16 protein-coding genes, 1 tRNA gene and 1 pseudogene are annotated in these 16,770 nt (G+C 69.9%); 14 read left to right on the top strand and 4 right to left on the bottom strand.

Going from position 1 to position 16,770, the window contains the following annotated elements; genetic code table 11:
• The 9 genes from ESP51_RS19160 to ESP51_RS19125 all read left to right on the top strand — a co-directional run.
• The coding region (locus ESP51_RS19160) for a DUF3418 domain-containing protein (protein WP_129522482.1) at positions 1-984 on the top strand (984 nt) is incomplete at its 5' end.
• 39 nt (positions 985-1,023) lie between these two features.
• Positions 1,024-2,232, top strand: a complete 1,209-nt coding sequence (locus ESP51_RS19155; protein WP_129522481.1) for an MFS transporter — start codon at positions 1,024-1,026, stop codon at positions 2,230-2,232.
• Between the two features lie 13 nt (positions 2,233-2,245).
• Positions 2,246-3,082, top strand: coding sequence for an aldo/keto reductase (locus tag ESP51_RS19150; RefSeq protein WP_129522480.1), 837 nt, complete (start codon positions 2,246-2,248; stop codon positions 3,080-3,082).
• A 161-nt stretch (positions 3,083-3,243) separates the two neighbouring features.
• A complete protein-coding gene (locus tag ESP51_RS19145) occupies positions 3,244-4,164 on the top strand; it encodes a DUF4349 domain-containing protein (protein ID WP_129522479.1) in 921 nt (306 codons plus the stop codon).
• A 30-nt stretch (positions 4,165-4,194) separates the two neighbouring features.
• On the top strand, positions 4,195-5,352 hold the full coding sequence (locus tag ESP51_RS19140) for an acyl-CoA dehydrogenase family protein (RefSeq protein WP_129522486.1): 1,158 nt from the start codon (positions 4,195-4,197) through the stop codon (positions 5,350-5,352).
• A gap of 73 nt (positions 5,353-5,425) precedes the next feature.
• Positions 5,426-5,602, top strand: coding sequence for a hypothetical protein (locus tag ESP51_RS20740; RefSeq protein WP_164990604.1), 177 nt, complete (start codon positions 5,426-5,428; stop codon positions 5,600-5,602).
• 7 nt (positions 5,603-5,609) lie between these two features.
• On the top strand, positions 5,610-6,494 hold the full coding sequence (locus tag ESP51_RS19135) for an alanyl-tRNA editing protein (RefSeq protein WP_129522478.1): 885 nt from the start codon (positions 5,610-5,612) through the stop codon (positions 6,492-6,494).
• Between the two features lie 44 nt (positions 6,495-6,538).
• Positions 6,539-7,033, top strand: a complete 495-nt coding sequence (locus ESP51_RS19130; RefSeq protein ID WP_129522477.1) for a cation:proton antiporter regulatory subunit — start codon at positions 6,539-6,541, stop codon at positions 7,031-7,033.
• 10 nt (positions 7,034-7,043) lie between these two features.
• Positions 7,044-8,225: a cation:proton antiporter gene (locus tag ESP51_RS19125; RefSeq protein ID WP_129522476.1), complete on the top strand. Its 1,182-nt coding sequence runs from the start codon at positions 7,044-7,046 to the stop codon at positions 8,223-8,225.
• A gap of 41 nt (positions 8,226-8,266) precedes the next feature.
• Here ESP51_RS19125 and ESP51_RS19120 read toward each other — a convergent pair whose 3' ends face one another.
• The gene (locus tag ESP51_RS19120) at positions 8,267-9,388 is read right to left on the bottom strand and encodes an LLM class flavin-dependent oxidoreductase (protein WP_129522475.1); all 1,122 of its coding nucleotides are present in this window, start codon (positions 9,386-9,388) and stop codon (positions 8,267-8,269) included.
• A gap of 239 nt (positions 9,389-9,627) precedes the next feature.
• Here ESP51_RS19120 and ESP51_RS19115 point away from each other — a divergent pair, with 239 nt between their 5' ends.
• Positions 9,628-10,281, top strand: coding sequence for an NADPH-dependent F420 reductase (locus ESP51_RS19115; RefSeq protein ID WP_241843267.1), 654 nt, complete (start codon positions 9,628-9,630; stop codon positions 10,279-10,281).
• A 64-nt stretch (positions 10,282-10,345) separates the two neighbouring features.
• The gene (locus ESP51_RS19110; RefSeq protein ID WP_206737367.1) at positions 10,346-11,041 is read left to right on the top strand and encodes a DNA alkylation repair protein; all 696 of its coding nucleotides are present in this window, start codon (positions 10,346-10,348) and stop codon (positions 11,039-11,041) included.
• A gap of 36 nt (positions 11,042-11,077) precedes the next feature.
• On the opposite strand, the gene ESP51_RS19105 is transcribed toward ESP51_RS19110, so the two are convergent.
• The gene (locus ESP51_RS19105; RefSeq protein WP_129522473.1) at positions 11,078-12,556 is read right to left on the bottom strand and encodes an MFS transporter; all 1,479 of its coding nucleotides are present in this window, start codon (positions 12,554-12,556) and stop codon (positions 11,078-11,080) included.
• Positions 12,557-12,707: 151 nt separating this feature from the next.
• Between ESP51_RS19105 and ESP51_RS19100 the strand changes: the two genes are divergently transcribed.
• The 3 genes from ESP51_RS19100 (at position 12,708) to ESP51_RS19090 (ending at position 16,282) form a co-directional block, all read left to right on the top strand.
• Positions 12,708-13,691: a PfkB family carbohydrate kinase gene (locus ESP51_RS19100; protein ID WP_206737366.1), complete on the top strand. Its 984-nt coding sequence runs from the start codon at positions 12,708-12,710 to the stop codon at positions 13,689-13,691.
• The gene (gene surE / locus ESP51_RS19095) at positions 13,688-14,467 is read left to right on the top strand and encodes a 5'/3'-nucleotidase SurE (protein ID WP_129522472.1); all 780 of its coding nucleotides are present in this window, start codon (positions 13,688-13,690) and stop codon (positions 14,465-14,467) included. Before ESP51_RS19100 ends, surE begins: the two co-directional genes overlap by 4 nt.
• Positions 14,468-14,704: 237 nt before the next feature.
• On the top strand, positions 14,705-16,282 hold the full coding sequence (locus ESP51_RS19090) for an alpha-L-fucosidase (protein ID WP_241843266.1): 1,578 nt from the start codon (positions 14,705-14,707) through the stop codon (positions 16,280-16,282).
• A 162-nt stretch (positions 16,283-16,444) separates the two neighbouring features.
• Here the strand turns inward: ESP51_RS19090 and ESP51_RS19085 are convergent.
• Both ESP51_RS19085 and ESP51_RS20735 read right to left on the bottom strand, forming a co-directional pair.
• Positions 16,445-16,517 (bottom strand) — tRNA-Ala (locus ESP51_RS19085).
• A 68-nt stretch (positions 16,518-16,585) separates the two neighbouring features.
• A pseudogene (locus ESP51_RS20735) lies at positions 16,586-16,770 on the bottom strand (hypothetical protein); the annotation flags it as partial.

Raw genomic sequence — 16,770 nt, 5'->3', positions numbered from 1 at the left:
GCGGCCCCGGCTCCCAAGGGCAAGCCCGTCGCTGCGGCCAGGCGAGCGCCCGGGGCACGTGCGGTCGGCGCCGGCGATGCCGGCTCCCAAGGCGACGACGGGCGTGCAGCCGTCGGCGTCGAGCGCGCGGGCATCACGTCGTGGGAGTGGGACGAGCTTCCGGCGCACCTCGACACGCGGCAGGCCGGCAACGTCATCCGCGCCTACCCGGCGCTCGTCGACGAGGGCTCGTCGGTCGCGCTGCGCCTCGTCGCGACCGTCGAGGAACGCGATCGGGCGTCGCGCCGCGGCATCCGTCGGCTGCTCGTACTCGCCACGCCGTCGCCCGTCGCCTACGTGCAGGAGCATCTCTCGAACGAGGAGAAGCTCTCGCTCGCTGCAAGCCCATATGCCAGCACCCGCGCGCTGCTCGACGACTGCCTCGCAGCGTGCGTCGACGCGGAACTGCGCAGTCGTCACGCCGACGGGCTGCTGCGCACGCGAGCCGAGTTCGACGCTGTGCGCGATGCCGTCGCCGCGACCATCATGGAGCGGATGTTCGAGACGGTCGCGCTCGTGGCGCGCATCCTCACGGCGTCGCGCGACGCCGACCGTGCCATCTCGCGAGCGGCGAGCATCCAGCTCATGTCGGCGCTCGGCGACGCCCGGCAGCAGCTCGGCGGGCTCATCACGCCCGGCTTCGTCTCGGCCACGGGCATCGAGCGACTACGGCATCTGCCGCGCTACCTCGAGGCGATCGCCGTGCGCGTGCGCAAACTCGTCGAGAACCCCGGTCGCGACCGCCAGGCGATGAACCAACTCGAAGGGCCGCTCGCGACCTTCGAAGCCGCCGGCGGCACGATGCCGATCGACCCTGAGGCGCCCAAGCATCTCGTGCGCGTGCGCTGGATGCTCGAGGAGCTCCGTGTCGGCCTCTTCGCGCAGGAGCTCCGCACGGCTGAGACGGTGTCGCCGCAGCGCATCGCCAAGGTGCTCGCGAGCTGACGTCATCCGCGGCATCCGCGTCGATAGAGTGGTCGGATTGTGGGAAGCTACTCCGAACTGCTCAAGACCTCGGGCGTCGCACGCATCATCGCCGCCCAGCTCGCGGCACGGTTCCCCTCGGGCATGCTCTCACTCGCATTCCTCCTGCACGTCGAGCAGCAGACCGGCTCCTACGGGGCTGCCGGCCTCGTGCTCGCGGCGACCTCGATCGGCCAGGCCATCGCCGGCCCCCTCACGAGCCGCCTCATGGGCCAGCTCGGCATGCGACCGGTGCTCGTCACCACGCTGCTCGTGTGCGTCGCGGCCGTGATCGCCATCGCGGTGCTGCCGCTCACGGTTCCCCTCTACATGGCGATCGGATTCACGGCCGGGCTCTCGACCCCTCCGGTGCAGCCGGCCGTGCGCACGATCTACCCGAAGATGGTGAACTCCCGGCAACTCACGCCGCTGTTCTCCCTCGACGCCTCGGCGCAGGAGATCATCTGGGTCGTCGGGCCGGTCGTGACCACGTTCGTCTCGACGCAGATCGGCACCGAGTGGGGAATCCTCCTCGCCGCGGCGATCATGATCGGGGGCGGCACGTGGTTCATCGCCTCGCCCGAACTCGGGCGGGTGCGCATCCCTCGCTCGAAGCGCCGCCTCGGCGTCGTGCTCACGCGACCGCCCGTGCTGCTCGCGACGGTCGTCGGCTTCCTGCTCATCGGCGCGGCCGCGGCGATCGAGGCGGGCGTCGTGGCCGTCTTCGGGCACGACGGCGCGAACGCGGGCATCGTGCTCGGAATCTTCTCGATCGGCAGCCTCGCCGGCGGGCTGTTCCTCGGTCACGTGCCGATCGGCCCGTGGTCGACCGCCCGCCGCATGTTCATCGTGTTCGCCGGCACCGCGCTCGCCGCGTTCTCGATGGACTTCTGGTGGCTCGCCGTCACCCTCTTCATCGCCGGCATCGGCATCGCCCCGGCGCTCGCCGTGCTCTTCGCGATCGTCTCGGCGAGCGTGAAGTTCTCCGACACCGCCGAGGCCTACGGATGGGTCGGCACCGGCCAGCTCATCGGCGCTGCGCTCGGCTCGGCCCTCGCGGGCTTCCTCATCGACGGCTACGGCCCGGTCGGCGCCTTCTGGGCCGCGGGGGTGCTCGCGTTCGTCGGTGTCGTCGTGCCGGTGCTCGCCCGTCGCTGGCATCCCGACCTCCGTGGCCGCGACGCGAGCCCGATCCCCGACACCGAACCGGTGCCCGTCACCCCCAGCTGACCCAGGAGCACGGATGTCGCAGCCTCCCCTTCCCATGGCCCCGTTGCTGCCGCTCGCCGACGGCCACAGCATCCCGCAGCTCGGTTACGGCCTCTACAAGGTGCCGCCAGCGGACGCCGCGCGCCTCAGCCTCGACGCGATCGCACTGGGCTACCGCCATCTCGACACCGCCGCGTTCTACGGCAACGAGCGCGAGGTCGGCGAGGCGATGCGCGCCGCGCCCGTGCCGCGCGAGGAGCTCTTCGTGACGAGCAAGGTGTGGAAGGACGACAACGGCTACGACGAGACCCTGCGGGCCTTCGACGACTCGATGGCCCGGCTCGGGCTCGAGTCGCTCGATCTCTACCTGATCCACTGGCCGGTGCCCTCGACCGACCGCTACGTCGAGACGTGGCGTGCGCTCGTCAGCTTGCAGCAGGAGGGGCGCGTGCGATCGATCGGCGTCGCGAACTTCCATCCTCACCACCTCGAGCGGATCGTCGGCGAGACGGGCGTCGCTCCGGTCGTGAACCAGGTGGAGCTGCATCCGTGGCTGCCGCAATCGCAACTGCGCGCGTTCGACGCGGCGCACGGCATCCGCACCGAGGCGTGGTCACCGCTCGCCCGCGGGCGAGTGCTCGGCACGCCGTTGCTCGACGATCTCGCCGCCAAGCACGACCGCACCCCGGCGCAGATCGTGCTGCGGTGGCACGTGCAGCTCGGCAACGTCGTGATTCCGAAGGCGTCGTCGGCCGCGCGCATCCGCGAGAACCTCGACGTGTTCGGCTTCGCGCTCGACGCAGCAGATCTCGCCGCGATCGCGACGCTCGAGACCGGTGAGCGCACGGGTCGAGATCCCGACGACGACTGATCGGCACGCCGCATGGCGGCGGCGAACGACTCCGCTGAACGCACGGCTCACGTGGAACGTTGGGGCCGTTCGACGACTCACAGCGAAGCGCAATCCGATCGTGACCGGACTCCCAGCACGGGTCCAGACATCCGATTCCCGCCCGGGAATACAGTGAGCGCATGAGACGACTCGCACCTGTGGCGGCAGCGGCCGCGATCCTCGCCGTGCTCCTCGCCGGCTGCTCGTTCGCTCCGGACACGAGCGGGTCTGGAGGTGAACCAGCCGTCGAGGCGCCCTCTCGCGAAATGGCGCCCGCGCCGGAGTCGGAGTCGCAAGACGGCGCCGCCACCTCCGAGTTCGACGCCCAGCTGGACGACCAGAGCATGATCACGACCGGCAATGTGTCGATCACCGTCGACGATCCGGTCGAGTCCGCCGAGGAGGCGGCAGACCTCGTGGAGCAGGCCGGCGGCCGGGTCGACAGTCGCACCGAGACGCCCGGCACGGACACCCAGCCGGCGCGCGCCTCGCTCGTGCTGCGTGTGCCCTCAGACAAGCTCGAAGCCGTGCTCGGCGAGCTGCGCGGGCTCGGCGCCGTGAACTCGTATTCGCAGGAATCGTCGAACGTCGAGCAGCAGCGCAAAGATCTCAATGCACGCATCGACGCGCTCACCTCGTCGACCGGGCGGCTGCGCCAGCTCATGGCGGAGGCCACCTCGATCGCCGACCTCATCGCGATCGAGTCGGAGCTCACGATGCGCCAGTCCGAGCTCGACAGCCTGACGCAGCAACGCGACTGGCTCGTCGACCAGGTGGACTTCTCGACGCTCTCGCTCGAGCTCGTGACCGAGGAGGTCGCGCCCGATCCCGCGCCCGACGACTTCTGGAGCGGGGTCGTCGCCGGGTGGACGGCCCTCGTCGCCTTCATCTCCGGGCTCAGCGTCGCGATCGGCGTGATGCTGCCGTGGCTGCTCGCACTGGCCATCGTGGCGGCGATCGTCATCGTCGTGGTGGTCGTCTCGACGCGCCGTCGACGCGGTTCCCGCGGCCGCCCGGAGGCGCCCGTGGCTCCCTCGGCCGGCGGCACAATCGGGGCGTAGTCTGGCGGCGTGAGCGCGACGCCCGAGACCCTGACGCCCGAGACCCTGCTGCACGACGACCTGCTCGACGGCATCCGCGAGCGGGCGGCAGGCTACGACCGCGACAACGCCTTCTTCACCGAAGACCTCGCCGAGCTCCGAGCGGCGGGCTACCTCACCGCCCTCGTGCCGGTCGAGCACGGCGGCCTCGGATGGAGCATCGCCGATGCCGTGCGAGCGCAGATGCGGCTCGCCGGCGCGGCGCCCGCCACGGCGCTCGCGGTCAACATGCACCTCGTGTGGACGGGCGTCGCGAAGGTGCTCCGCGACCGCGGCGACGACACCCTCGACTTCCTGTCGCGCGAGGCCGGCCAGGGCGAGGTGTTCGGCTTCGGCATCAGCGAGGCCGGCAACGACCTCATGCTCTTCGGCTCGCGAACGACGGCCGAGCCGCAGGCCGATGGCGGCTATCGGTACTCGGGGCGGAAGATCTTCACGTCGCTCTCGCCCGCCTGGACTCGCCTCGGCACCATGGGCCTCGACTCCACCTCCGCCGATGCGCCGAAGATCGTCTACGGGTTCATCGACCGCGACGACCCCGACGTTCGAATCCTCGACGACTGGGACACGATGGGCATGCGCGCGAGCCAGAGCCGCACGACCGTGCTCGACGGTGCGTTCGCGGCATCCGATCGCATCGTGCGTCGGCTCGACCCCGGCCCGAACGCCGACCCGCTCGTCTTCGGCATCTTCGCGAGCTTCGAGCTGCTGCTCGCCGCGGTCTACGCGGGCATCGGCGCGAGGGCGCTCGACCTGGCGGTCGCCTCGGCGCACCGGCGCACGTCGATGAAGTACGACGGCAGGCTGCTCTCGCAGGATCCCGATATCCGCTGGCGCATCGCGGATGCCGCAATCGCCCAGGACGCGATCGAGCCGCAGCTCCTCCAGGTCGCCCGCGATCTCGACGAGCTCGTCGACCACGGCCCCCTGTGGTTCGCGAAGCTCGTCGGCGTGAAGGTGCGCGCGACCGAGACGGCCAAGCACGTCGTCGACCAGGCGGTTCGCGCATCAGGCGGGTCGACGTACTTCGCGGGCTCCGAACTCGGACGGCTCTACCGCGACGTGCTCGCCGGCGTCTTCCACCCCTCCGACGACGAGTCGGCGCACTCGACCGTGGCGAACGCGTGGCTCGGGCCGCTCGACGGCTGACCCTGCCGGGCTCCGAGGCCGGCCGCTAGACTGGCGGGCGCGGCGAGCGTCGCACCAGCACTTGGAGGTCGTTGTGAACGTCGTCGCATTCTTCATCGCCATGGGGCTGTTCGTCATCGGCATGTGGCTGATGGGAACGGCGCCCGAACTGCCCGGCATCCAGGCGATCGCGTTCTTCGCCGGCATCATGTGCGTCACCCTCGCGGTGGCGATCCCGGCGACCATCCTCGGGCGCGGCGACGGCGTCTGACCGCTCGATGACGTTGCCCACGCGCGACACGCGCGTCACCTATCCCGATGGCGCCGTCGAGGCGCGGGCCCGGGTGCTGCACGTCGCCGCCGCGGGCGAGGGGCGTCTCGCCGTGATCACCGACGTCACGAGCTTCCACCCGGTCGATGCCGCGTGGCCCGACCAGCCTGCTGACACCGGCGTGATCCGCTCGGGCGGCACGGCCTTCCCCGTGGTCGATGCCGTGGTCGCCGCGAGCGACGGCACCGAGTTGTTCCTCGGCGCCGAGGTCCCGGTGCGCAAGGGCACCGAGGGCTGGGCGTTCGTCGTCGCCCACCTCCTCGACGAGGGCGCTGCCATCGCCGAGGGCGACGAGGTCGGCATCGAAGCGGATGCCGCGGTGCGTCGCTCGCTCTCGATCGGGCACACGGCGTGCCACGTCGCCTCGCTCGCCCTCAACCACGCCCTCGCCGGGCGCTGGTCGAAGCCCGCCCGCACCGACGCGCTCGGCGACCCCGATTTCGACGGTATCGCGATCGACACGAGCCGCATCCTGCCCGACGGATCCGTCGATCGCTACCGCCTGAACAAGTCGCTGCGCAGAGCCGGATTCGACGCGACGGGTCTCGACGGGGCGCTCGACGAGCTCGCGGCATCCGTCGAGGCGACGCTCGCCGAGTGGGCCGAATCCGGCGCAGTCGTACGGGTCGAACGCGACGGCTCGGGCGACGGTCTCACCGACCGCCGCTCGTGGGTGTGCGAGCTGCCCGGCGGCACGGCGCGCATCCCGTGCGGGGGCACACACGCCGGTTCCCTCGCCGAACTCGGCGAACTGCGGGTCTCGTTCGAATTCTCCGAGGATGGTGGGACTCCGGTGCTCGAGATGCGCACGCGCGCTGTGGCGGATCGCTGAACGCGCTCGGCGTCGCACCTTCCCAACGCTGGTAGTTTGGATTCGTGGGTATTCACATCGAGAAGGTCGATCTGCCCGGGATCGGTGTTCGCCACGATCTCGTCACCGAACGCGGTCGTCGCATCAGCGTGGTCTCGCATCGCGACGGCGAGCGCGACCTCGGCATCTTCGACGTCGACGATCCCGACGCCTGCCGCGACTCCATCCCCCTGAACGACGATGAGGCGGCAGCCCTCGCCGACGTGCTCGGCGCCTCCGTCATGCTGAGCCGCCTCACGAGCCTGAGCGACGAGACCGCGGGGCTCTACACCGAGCAGATCGCGCTGCCGACCGACTCGCCGTACCTGAATCGCACGCTCGGCGCGACCAAGGCGCGCACGCGAACGCACGCATCGATCGTCGCCATCGTGCGCGACGGCGCCATCATCCCCTCCCCCACGCCGGCAGAGCCGCTGCGCGCAGGCGACGTCATCGTTGGCGTCGGGACCCGTGAAGGACTCGACGGAGTAGCACGACTGCTCTCCAACGGCCCAGGCTGAGGCGGCGGTCATGCACGAGACCACGCTGCTCCTCATCGAAGTCGGCGCGCTGCTCCTCGGCATGAGCATTCTCGGACGAGTCGCCGTGTACACGGGCATCTCGCCGATCCCGTTCTACCTGGTGCTCGGTCTCGCGTTCGGCGACGGCGGGTTCGTGCCGCTCGCCGCGAGCGAGGAGTTCTTCCAGACGGGTTCGGAGATCGGCGTCATCCTGCTGCTCGTGCTCCTCGGACTCGAGTACACGGCTCCCGAGCTCGTCGGGAGCCTTCGTTCTGCCCGCAGCGCCGGGCTCGTCGACTTCGCTCTCAACGCGCTTCCCGGAGCGGCCTTCGCGCTCCTGCTCGGCTGGGGGCCCGTCGCCGCGGTCGCACTCGCCGGGGTGACCTGGGTGTCGTCGTCGGGGGTGATCGCGAAGCTCCTCCGCGATCTCGGCCGCCTCTCCAACCGTGAGACGCCGGCGATCCTCGCGGTGCTCGTGATCGAAGACCTCGCGATGGCCTTCTACCTGCCGGTGCTCTCGGCGATCGTCATCGGAGTGAGCCTCCTGCAGGGAGCGATCTCGGTCGCGATCGCCGTCGGCGTCGTGACGCTCATCCTCTACATCGCGCTCCGGCACGGGCACATCGTGTCGCGGGCCTTCCCGGCCGATGAACATGAGCCGCTCCTGCTCGGCGTGCTCGGCCTCACGATGCTCGTCGCCGGCATCGCCGCCGAGGTGAATGTCTCCGCAGCGGTCGGTGCGTTCCTCGTGGGCATCGCCCTGTCGGGCCGGGTGGCGACGAACGCGAGCCAGGTGCTGACCCCGTTGCGCGATCTCTTCGCCGCGATCTTCTTCGTCTTCTTCGGGCTCACGACCAATTGGGCCGAGCTCATCTCCATGCTCCTGCCGGCCCTCGCCCTCGCGGCCGTGACGATGGCAACCAAGCTCATCACGGGCGCCTACGCCGCCCGCAGGGCGGGCGTGGGCACGCTCGGCCAATGGCGCGCCGGCTTCTCCCTCACCCCGCGCGGAGAGTTCTCGATCGTGATCGCCGGACTCGCGGTCGGCGCCGGCGTCGCGCCGGCGCTCGCCCCGCTTGCCGCGGGCTACGTGCTCATCACGATCATCGCGGGCACGTTTCTGGCCCGCATGCCGGATGCCGCGTGGTTCCGTGCCGCGGTCCTGCGGCGACGGGCACGCGCGACGGCCTGATCGAGGCACGACCGCCACGCAGAAGCGCCGTGGGCTGTGGGCTACTCGGCGGGATGCTCGGCTGCGGCCGCGGCATCCGCTCGATCGCCTCGAGCGACCGCGTCGAGCTCGTCGTCGGCCTCGTCGGCCACCGCGAGCAGCTCGCGCACCCGCGGCACGACCTCGTACGCATAGCGCTCGATGCTGCCCATCATCGCCTCGTGCGGCAGCGTGCCGTTCGAGTACTTCAGGTCGAAGCGACTCGCGCCGATCGCACGCATCGCCGCGGCGATCTTCTTGGCCACGGTCTCGGGCGAACCGGCGTAGAGTGCGCCGTTCGGCCCCGCCTCATCCTCGAAGTGCTCGCGCGTGACTGCCCCCCAGCCGCGCTCGCGGCCGATGCGATCGATGATCACCTTGTAGTGCGGCCACAACGTGTCGAGCGCCTCACGATCGGTGTCGGCGATGAAGCCCGGCGAGTGCACGGCGACGGGCTGCAGCGGATGGCCGAATTGCTCGAGGGCGCGCCGGTAGAGGTCGGCGAGCGGAGCGAACCGGGCGGGGCTGCCCCCGATGATCGCGAGCACGAGGGGCAATCCGTAGTGCGCCGCGCGCACGACCGACTCGGGGCTGCCGCCGACGCCGATCCACGTGCGCAGCGTGCCGTGCTCCACGGGCGGGTACACGCGCTGGCCGGTGAGCGGCGGACGCAGCTCGCCCGTCCATGTGACGGGCTCCTGGCTCAGCAGCTCGGAGAAGAGATTGAGCTTCTCCTCGAACAACTCCTGGTACTGGTTGAGCGCGAAGCCGAAGAGCGGGAACGACTCGGTGAACGAACCGCGCCCGAGGATCACCTCGGCGCGGCCGCCCGAGAGCGCGTCGAGCGTCGCGAAGCGCTGGAAGACGCGCACTGGATCGTCGGAGCTGAGCACCGTGACGGCGGAGCCGAGGTGGATGCGCTCCGTTCGGCTCGCGATCGCGCCGAGCACGACCTCGGGCGCGGAAACCGCGAAGTCCTCACGGTGGTGCTCGCCGATGCCGAAGAAGTCGAGTCCGAGCCGGTCGGCCAGCACGGCCTCCTCGACGACGTTGCGGAGCACCTGCGCGTGTGCCAGATGCTCTCCGGTGGGGCCTGCCGTCACGTCGCCGAACGTGTCGAGACCGAATTCGTAGTGCTGCGGCATCCCCTGCTCCATCTCCGCGTCTCCATACGTACGCATGTTCAAGCGGAACCCCTGCAAGGCAGAGACTATTCCCCGCAGGGCGCTCCGACCACCCTCCGCGCGCCGGTGTGGTGCGACGGATGCCGCGGCGCACCCGCGCGGGAATGCGGTCACCGCGCGGCGCGTTCTTGATGTCAACGCATCGATCCGAGCAGAACAGCAGCGATCGGAGCAGACTCGAAGGGAATGGAGTGCTCGACGTGACGAACCGGCCGGTCATCGGCATCATCGGTGCGGGCAAGGTGGGAACCGCGCTCGCACGATTGTTCGTGGCATCCGGGCACCAGGTGCTCATCGCCGGCTCACCCCGCCAGACCGCACTCGACCTGCTGGTCGGCGTCGTCGCTCCCGGTGCCGTCGTCGCGACGCCGCATGAGCTCGCCGCCCGCGCCGACGTCATCATCGTCTCCGTGCCATTCGGTAAGGCCGCCTCCGTGCCGTGGCACGAGTTCGACGGCCGCATCGTCGTCGACGCCATGAACTACTGGCCGCCCGTCGACGGCAACATCGCCGAGGTCGACGACGACCCGCGTTCCACGAGCGAGCTGAACGCCGCCCGCAACCCTCGCGCTCGCGTCGTGAAGTCGTTCAACCACCTCGGCTACCACGAGATGGAGGACGACAGCCTCCCCCCGGGCGCGCCGCTCCGCCGTGCGCTCGCGGTCGTCGGCGACGACGACGAGGCGCGCGCGGTCATCGCCCGCCTCATCGACGCCATCGGCTTCGACGCCGTCGACGGCGGGCCCCTCGCCAACGGCCGGGCACTCGAGCCCGGTCACCCCGCCTTCGGTCGGGAGCTCTCGGCGACCGAGCTCATCGGCTTGCTGGCCCCCGCCGCGCATCTCGCGGCCTGACGGCGGCGAGGCCGATCGGGCGGCACGCTTCCCCGCGATCGTGCCGCGGTCGTACGCTGGGCCGGTGACGGATGCCGCAACGCTCACCGCGACGCTCGAGGCGATGGCGAACGACGAAGAGCGAGCGAAGTACGCTCGCTACTTCGCACCCGATCCCGACGCCCCGTTCCTCGGCGTCCGGATGGGTGCGGTGTTCGAACTCGCCAAGACGGCGCTCGACCTGCCCGCCTCGGAGCTCGAGGCGCTGCTCGAGCGACCCGCCCACGAGGTGCGTGCACTCGCGTGCAGCATCATGGGCAAGGCGGCGGCCCGCGCGAAGACTCCCGAGTCCCGGCGCGCCGAGCTCTACGACCTCTATCTGCGCAGGCACGACCGTATCGACCAGTGGGACCTCGTCGACCTGGCGGCGCGAGACGTCGTGGGCCGGCACCTGGTCGACCGCGACCGATCGCCCCTCTACCGCCTCGCGGCATCCGCCTTCTGGCCCGAGCGACGCACCGCCCTCGTGGCGACCTTCGCGTTCCTCAAACGAGGCGAGCTCGACGACGCGTATGCGCTCGCCGAGCTGCTCGCCGAGGATCCCGAGCCGTTCGTGCAGAAGGCGCTGGGGTGGGTGCTCCGCGCGGCCGGCGACCTCGACGCGGCTCGACTCACCGCGTACGTCGAACGTCACGCACCGACGATGCCGCGGGTCGCCCTTCGTGCGGCGATCGAGCACTTCGCGAAGGACGAGCGGGCGCGAATACTCGCGATCCGCTGAAGTGCCGCGCTTCGCGGCATCCGCTCGACCGAATGATCAGGCGAGCGAGCGACGCTGCCGGCGCCGCGCGCCGAGGTCGGCGATGCCCACCGCGAGCGCCACCGCCACGAAGATCGCGACCGCGAGCATGCCGACCCCGTAGGCGTCGTGGTAGACCCCGAGATCCGCGCCCTCTGCACTGCCGTTCTCGCGGTAGATCGTCGAGTAGAAGAGCGAGAGGGTCACGGCGGTGCCGACCGCAGTGCCGATGCGCTGGCCGAGCTGGCCGACCGAGCCGGCGAGCCCGCCCTGCCTGACCGGGATGTCGGTGAGCGTGAGGGTCTGGTTCGGCGAGATCACGAGTCCGGTGCCGAAGCCGCCGATGACCATCGCCGCAGCCATCGCCCACGGCGTCATGGCCGGCGGCGTGACGAGTGCCGCGAGCACTTGCAGGCCCGTGCCCGCCAGGAGGATCGCAAGGCCCCACACCACGAGCGGGCGGCCCAGCCGGTTCACGAGGTTGCCGCCCATCCACGACGAGACGGCGCTCATGAGCGCGTAGCCGATGCTCACCATGCCGGCGAACACCGGCGCGATGCCGAGGCCGTGCTGCAGGTAGAGCGTCGTGAGCAGGAACGACGACGGCATCGCCGCGAAGAACACGCTCGCGAGCACGGTGCCGTTGCGGAAGGAACTCACGCTGAACAGCGAGAGGGGAACGAGCGGATGGCTTCCGGATGCCGCGTAGTGCCGCTCCCACGCGATGAAGCCCGTGACCCCGAGCACGAACACCACGAGCAGCCACCACCGGTCGGGGTTGTCGGCGGGCGAACCCGTCGTGAAGAGGAACGGCCACATGAGCGCCACAACGGTGACCCCGAAGAGCAGCACGCCGATCGGGTCGAGCGAGAGTGGCCGCGAGGACCTCGTGCGGGTCTCGGGGATCAGCCGGAGCGCGAGCACGATGGCCACGATCGAGAGGGGCACGTTCATCCAGAAGATGCCGCGCCATCCGTCTTCGGGGCCGCCGATGGCGATCGCGAGTCCGCCGAGGGTCGGGCCGAACGCGGTCGCGATGCCGATGGTCGCACCGAAGAGCCCGAAGGCCTTGCCTCGCTCGGGGCCCTGGAAGAGCTGCTGGATGAGCCCGATCACTTGCGGCATCTGGATGCCGGCGGCGACGCCCTGCAGGAGCCGGGCGACGAGCAGCACCGCGGAGTTCGGGGCGACTGCGCACGCGAGGCTCGTGATCGTGAAGAGCGTGAGGCCGATCACGAACAGGTTGCGGCGCGAACGCTGGTCGCCGACGCGACCGGCGGGAACGAGGGTGAGCCCGAAGGTGAGCACATAGCCCGACACGATGAGCTGCAGCTCGGTCGAGGTCGACCCGAATGCCTCTTCGATCGAGGGCAGCGCGACGTTGACCTTCGAGAGGTCGAGGATGGTGAGCGCCGCCACGGCGACGCAGACCCAGTACGCGCGCCAGCGCTTCTGGGGGGTGAGCGGGATCTCCTGCGTGAGCGGCGACTCGGTCATCGTCTCCACCCTACGCCCGCACGACGACGGGCCTGAACGACGCGGGAGCACTCGGACCGGCCGAATCATATTCCCCCGGCGATTCGGACCGAAACCCCGTAGCGGAGGCGGCGCCGGTCGTCGTAGCGTCGAACACGAGGAGAGGATTCTCATGCCGAATGTCATGATCTTCGCCCCGTCACCGCTCCTGACGGTCACGCTCGAAGGCGACGCGAGCGGCACCGACCTGCACCTCCACGCCGGTGGCCAGGGTGTGTGGCAGGCACGGATGCTGCGCACGCTCGACTGCACCGTCACGCTGTGCGCCGCACTCACCGGCGAGGCAGGCCGGATCGTGCAGCACCTGCTCGAGGACGAGGGCATCAACGTGCAGGCGGTGCGGCGCGAGGGACGCGGTGCCGCCTACGTGCACGACCGCCGAAGCGGTGAGCGCACGGCGATCGCCGAGCTCGCGGGCGACCCCCTGTCGCGCCACGATCTCGACGAGCTCTACGCGATCACGCTCCGGGAGTCGATGGACGCGGACCTCGTGCTGCTGAGCGGCCCCTCCGGCGAAGAGGAGGTGCTGCCCGACGATGTCTACCGTCGCCTCGCGTCCGACCTCCATGCTGCCGGCCGCCTCGTCGTCGTCGACCTCGCAGGGTCGAGGCTCGCCGCAGCGCTCGCGGGCGGGGTACGTCTCGCGAAGGTGAGCGACAGCGAACTGCTCGAATCGGGCGCGGTGACCGACACCTCGACGGATTCGCTCATCGCGGCAGCACTGCACCTCAAGGCGAAGGGAGCACACAGCGTCGTCGTCACGCGCGCCGGCCACCCCACGCTCCTCGTCGAGGGCGACACCGCGGTCTCGGTGCACGTCCCCGTGATGGAAGAGGTGGATTCGAGCGGCGCGGGCGACTCGTTCACCGCAGCGGTCGCCGCCTCACTCGCCCAGGGGCACTCCCTTCGCGATGCCGTGGCGCTCGGTGCCGCCGCAGGCGCGCTCAACGTGACCCGCCACGGCCTCGGAACGGGCGACGGTCAGGCGATCCGCCGTCTCAGCAAGGACGTCGAGGTGCGGGAGCTCGGCATCGACAACGGCGGCCGGCTCTCGCCCGACGACCTCGCCGCTCGAGTGGAGGTCGATCGCGCATGAGGGTGCTCATCACGAACGACGACGGGATCGACTCGCCCGGACTCCACGCGCTCGCCGCGAGCGCGATCGCCGAGGGACTCGATGTCGTCGTCGCAGGGCCGGCTCACCAGTCGAGCGGCAGCAGCGCGTCGATCCTCGGAGCCGAGTCGGACGGCCGCATCCACATGGAGCCGCGCGAGATCGAGGGACTCGCCGTGCCGTGCTTCGCGGTGCGTGCCGCGCCGGCGCTCATCGCGCTGATCGCCGCGCACGGCGCATTCGGTGCACCGCCCGACGCCGTGCTCTCGGGAGTGAACCGGGGTGCCAACGTCGGGCGCGCGGTGCTCCACTCCGGCACCGTCGGCGCGGCGCTCACCGGCGGCGCGAACGGAGCCCGCGGACTCGCGGTGTCGCTCGACGTCGGCATGCACCCGCTGACCTGTCATTGGGACGTCGCCGCGCGACTCGCCCGCTCGGTGCTGCCGTCGCTGCTCGCGAGCCCCCAGGGCACGGTGCTGAACCTCAACGTGCCGAACGAGCCCGACGCGGCCGACCGGCCGTTGCTGGCCGCGACCCTCGCGACATTCGGTATCGTGCAGACGACCGCGACCGAGCATGGCGAAGGCGAGGTGCGGATGACCGTCGCCGACACGGACGCCGAGCACGAGCCCGGCAGCGATGCGGCACTGCTCGATCGGGGCCATCCCACCCTCACCTCGATCACCGGCATCGGCGAGGCGCCGCTGCCGGAGGGCACGCCCGTCGATGCAGTCGACTCACGAGCGGCGGGTGCCTGAATCGGGCGCGCCCGACAGCTGCTTGAGGACCGCGCGCGGGTCGGACATCACCGCGGGCTCCCGGCCGGCGTCGGCGTCTCCGCCTGGCCGGAGCGCACCGCTTCACTCCAATTGGTATGACAACTTGCCAGAGGATCTGCGGAAGTCATCGGATGCATATTGCATCGGGTGCCGCCCTCAAGCGCCGGATCCCGAGCTCTAGCGGCATGATCTGCATCCGTATCGGCGGGCGTTGAGTTGAATTGGTTAGATCTTTACTCTACGTTTGCAGGTGAAATTGCGGTCGATCCGAGGCAGCCGCAGTCACGAAGGAGTGCAATGGACGCCCTGGACGATGCGAACCGCCGCAACCGACTGGACGGAATCGATCGCGTCATCGCCGCCGGGTCCCGCTCGACCGAGTGGAACGATCTGCTGATCGCCCCTCCGCCCTGGTACGTCGATGGCAAGTTCGGGATCTTCATCCATTGGGGCGTCTACTCCGTGCCTGCTTTCGGGAGCGAGTGGTATCCGCGGAACATGTATCGCGTCGGGACTCCGGAATACGATCATCACCGCGCCACCTATGGCGACCAGCAGGTGTTCGGCTACAAGGACTTCGTGCCGATGTTTCGCGCCGAGCGATTCGACCCGAACGAATGGGCACGCATATTCAGCCGATCCGGAGCACGTTTCGTCGTACCCGTCGCTGAACACCACGACGGCTTCGCCATGTACAAGACGGCACTGTCCCGGTGGAACGCCGCAGATCAGGGCCCTCAGCGCGATGTCGTCGGCGAGCTCGCCGAAGCGGTGCGAGCACAAGGGCTGACGTTCGGGGTCTCCTCCCATCGCGCCGAACATTGGTTCTTCTTCAACGGCGGCCGTTCTTTTCCGTCTGACGTCGACGATCCGGGTGCCCTCGACCTCTACGGCCCGGCGGCACGGGAAGAGACCCAGCCGACCACGGCCTTTCTGGAAGATTGGCTCGTGCGGACGTGCGAACTCGTCGACCGACATCGACCAGAACTGGTCTGGTTCGACTGGTGGATCGAACAGCCGGCCTTCGAACCCTATCTCCGCCGTTTCGCCGCCTACTACTACACACGCGCCGAGGAATGGGGCCAGCACGTCGCGATCAACTACAAGTTCGACGCCTTCAAGCCCGGCACAGCGATCTTCGATGTCGAGCGCGGCCAGCTCGCTGGAATTCGACCCGAATTCTGGCAGACGGATACCTCAGTCTCGACCACCTCGTGGAGCCACGTCGAACCTCAGCATTGGAAGCGTCCTCTCGATCTCCTCGGCGACCTGATGGACATCGTGTCGAAGAACGGGGCGTTGCTGCTCAACATCGGTCCGAAAGCGGATGGGACCATCCCCGCGGAGGAAGTCGCGCTGTTGGAGACGATCGGGTCGTGGCTCGCCGTCAACGGTGAGGCCGTCTATGGCACGCGACCATGGATCGTTCCGGGCGAGGGTCCGACCGCGGTCGCCGAGGGGGAGTTCACCGATACCCAGCGCCAGGCCTTCACCGACCGGGACATCCGCTTCACGACAGCTCGAGGTGACCTGTTCGCGACGGTGCTCGGGCCCGTCACCGGGACCGAGATCCAGATCCGCTCACTCGGAAGCGACCTCAGTCTGCTGCCGACGGACATTCAGCGCGTCGACCTCGTCGGGCCGAATCGCCCGAAGCTCACCTATCGCCGGGACCCGGACGCCCTCCGGGTCGAGGTTCCCGATGAGGCATCCCGCGATCTCCCCATCAGTTTCCGCATTCGTCCGGAGCGCCCCGCGATTCGAGATCGCGTCAAACATCTGCTCGCCGACTAGGACGAATTCGATCAAGCCGAAGCCGAGGGAACGCCTCTTCGCTTCATCACTGCACGTGCGACCGTGCGCAGGCGGCTGTGTCGGCGACGAGAGTGAGCCGGCTCTTGGCGAGGACAACCAAGAAACGCCCGAGATCTTCGCGATCTCGGGCGTTTCACTCGGTGGACCCAGGGGGATTCGAACCCCCGACCTTCTCATTGCGAACGAGACGCGCTACCAACTGCGCCATGGGCCCGAGCGAGAAAGAGCCTATCATTTCCCGGCGGCTGGTTCGGACGGCGCCCGTCGCGTCGACCGGATTTCTCAGCCGGCCTGCCGGCGACGACGGAGCACCGCGTCGAGGTCTTCGAAGGCCGGCTTCGCGTCGCCGACGATGCCCATGCCGGCGTAGGGATTCGCCGGCTCGGGCGCACGGCGCGCACCGTGCCCCGCCGTGCTCGCGGAGCGCTGGGCGACGGATGCCGCTGCCGGCGCGGGCGCGGCCGCCG

The sequence above is a fragment of the Agromyces albus genome, from assembly GCF_004134825.1.
In the GTDB taxonomy this organism is placed as follows: domain Bacteria; phylum Actinomycetota; class Actinomycetes; order Actinomycetales; family Microbacteriaceae; genus Agromyces; species Agromyces albus.
This window is presented reverse-complemented; position numbering and strand designations above follow the sequence as displayed.

Coding starts and splice junctions, on each gene's coding strand:
- ESP51_RS19150 (WP_129522480.1), top strand. CDS start 2,246: ATGTCGCAGCCTCCCCTTCCCATGGCCCCGTTGCTGCCGCTCGCCGAC.
- ESP51_RS19145 (WP_129522479.1), top strand. CDS start 3,244: ATGAGACGACTCGCACCTGTGGCGGCAGCGGCCGCGATCCTCGCCGTG.
- ESP51_RS19135 (WP_129522478.1), top strand. CDS start 5,610: ATGACGTTGCCCACGCGCGACACGCGCGTCACCTATCCCGATGGCGCC.
- ESP51_RS19125 (WP_129522476.1), top strand. CDS start 7,044: ATGCACGAGACCACGCTGCTCCTCATCGAAGTCGGCGCGCTGCTCCTC.
- ESP51_RS19120 (WP_129522475.1), bottom strand. CDS start 9,388: ATGCCGCAGCACTACGAATTCGGTCTCGACACGTTCGGCGACGTGACG.
- ESP51_RS19105 (WP_129522473.1), bottom strand. CDS start 12,556: ATGACCGAGTCGCCGCTCACGCAGGAGATCCCGCTCACCCCCCAGAAG.
- ESP51_RS19100 (WP_206737366.1), top strand. CDS start 12,708: ATGCCGAATGTCATGATCTTCGCCCCGTCACCGCTCCTGACGGTCACG.
- surE (WP_129522472.1), top strand. CDS start 13,688: ATGAGGGTGCTCATCACGAACGACGACGGGATCGACTCGCCCGGACTC.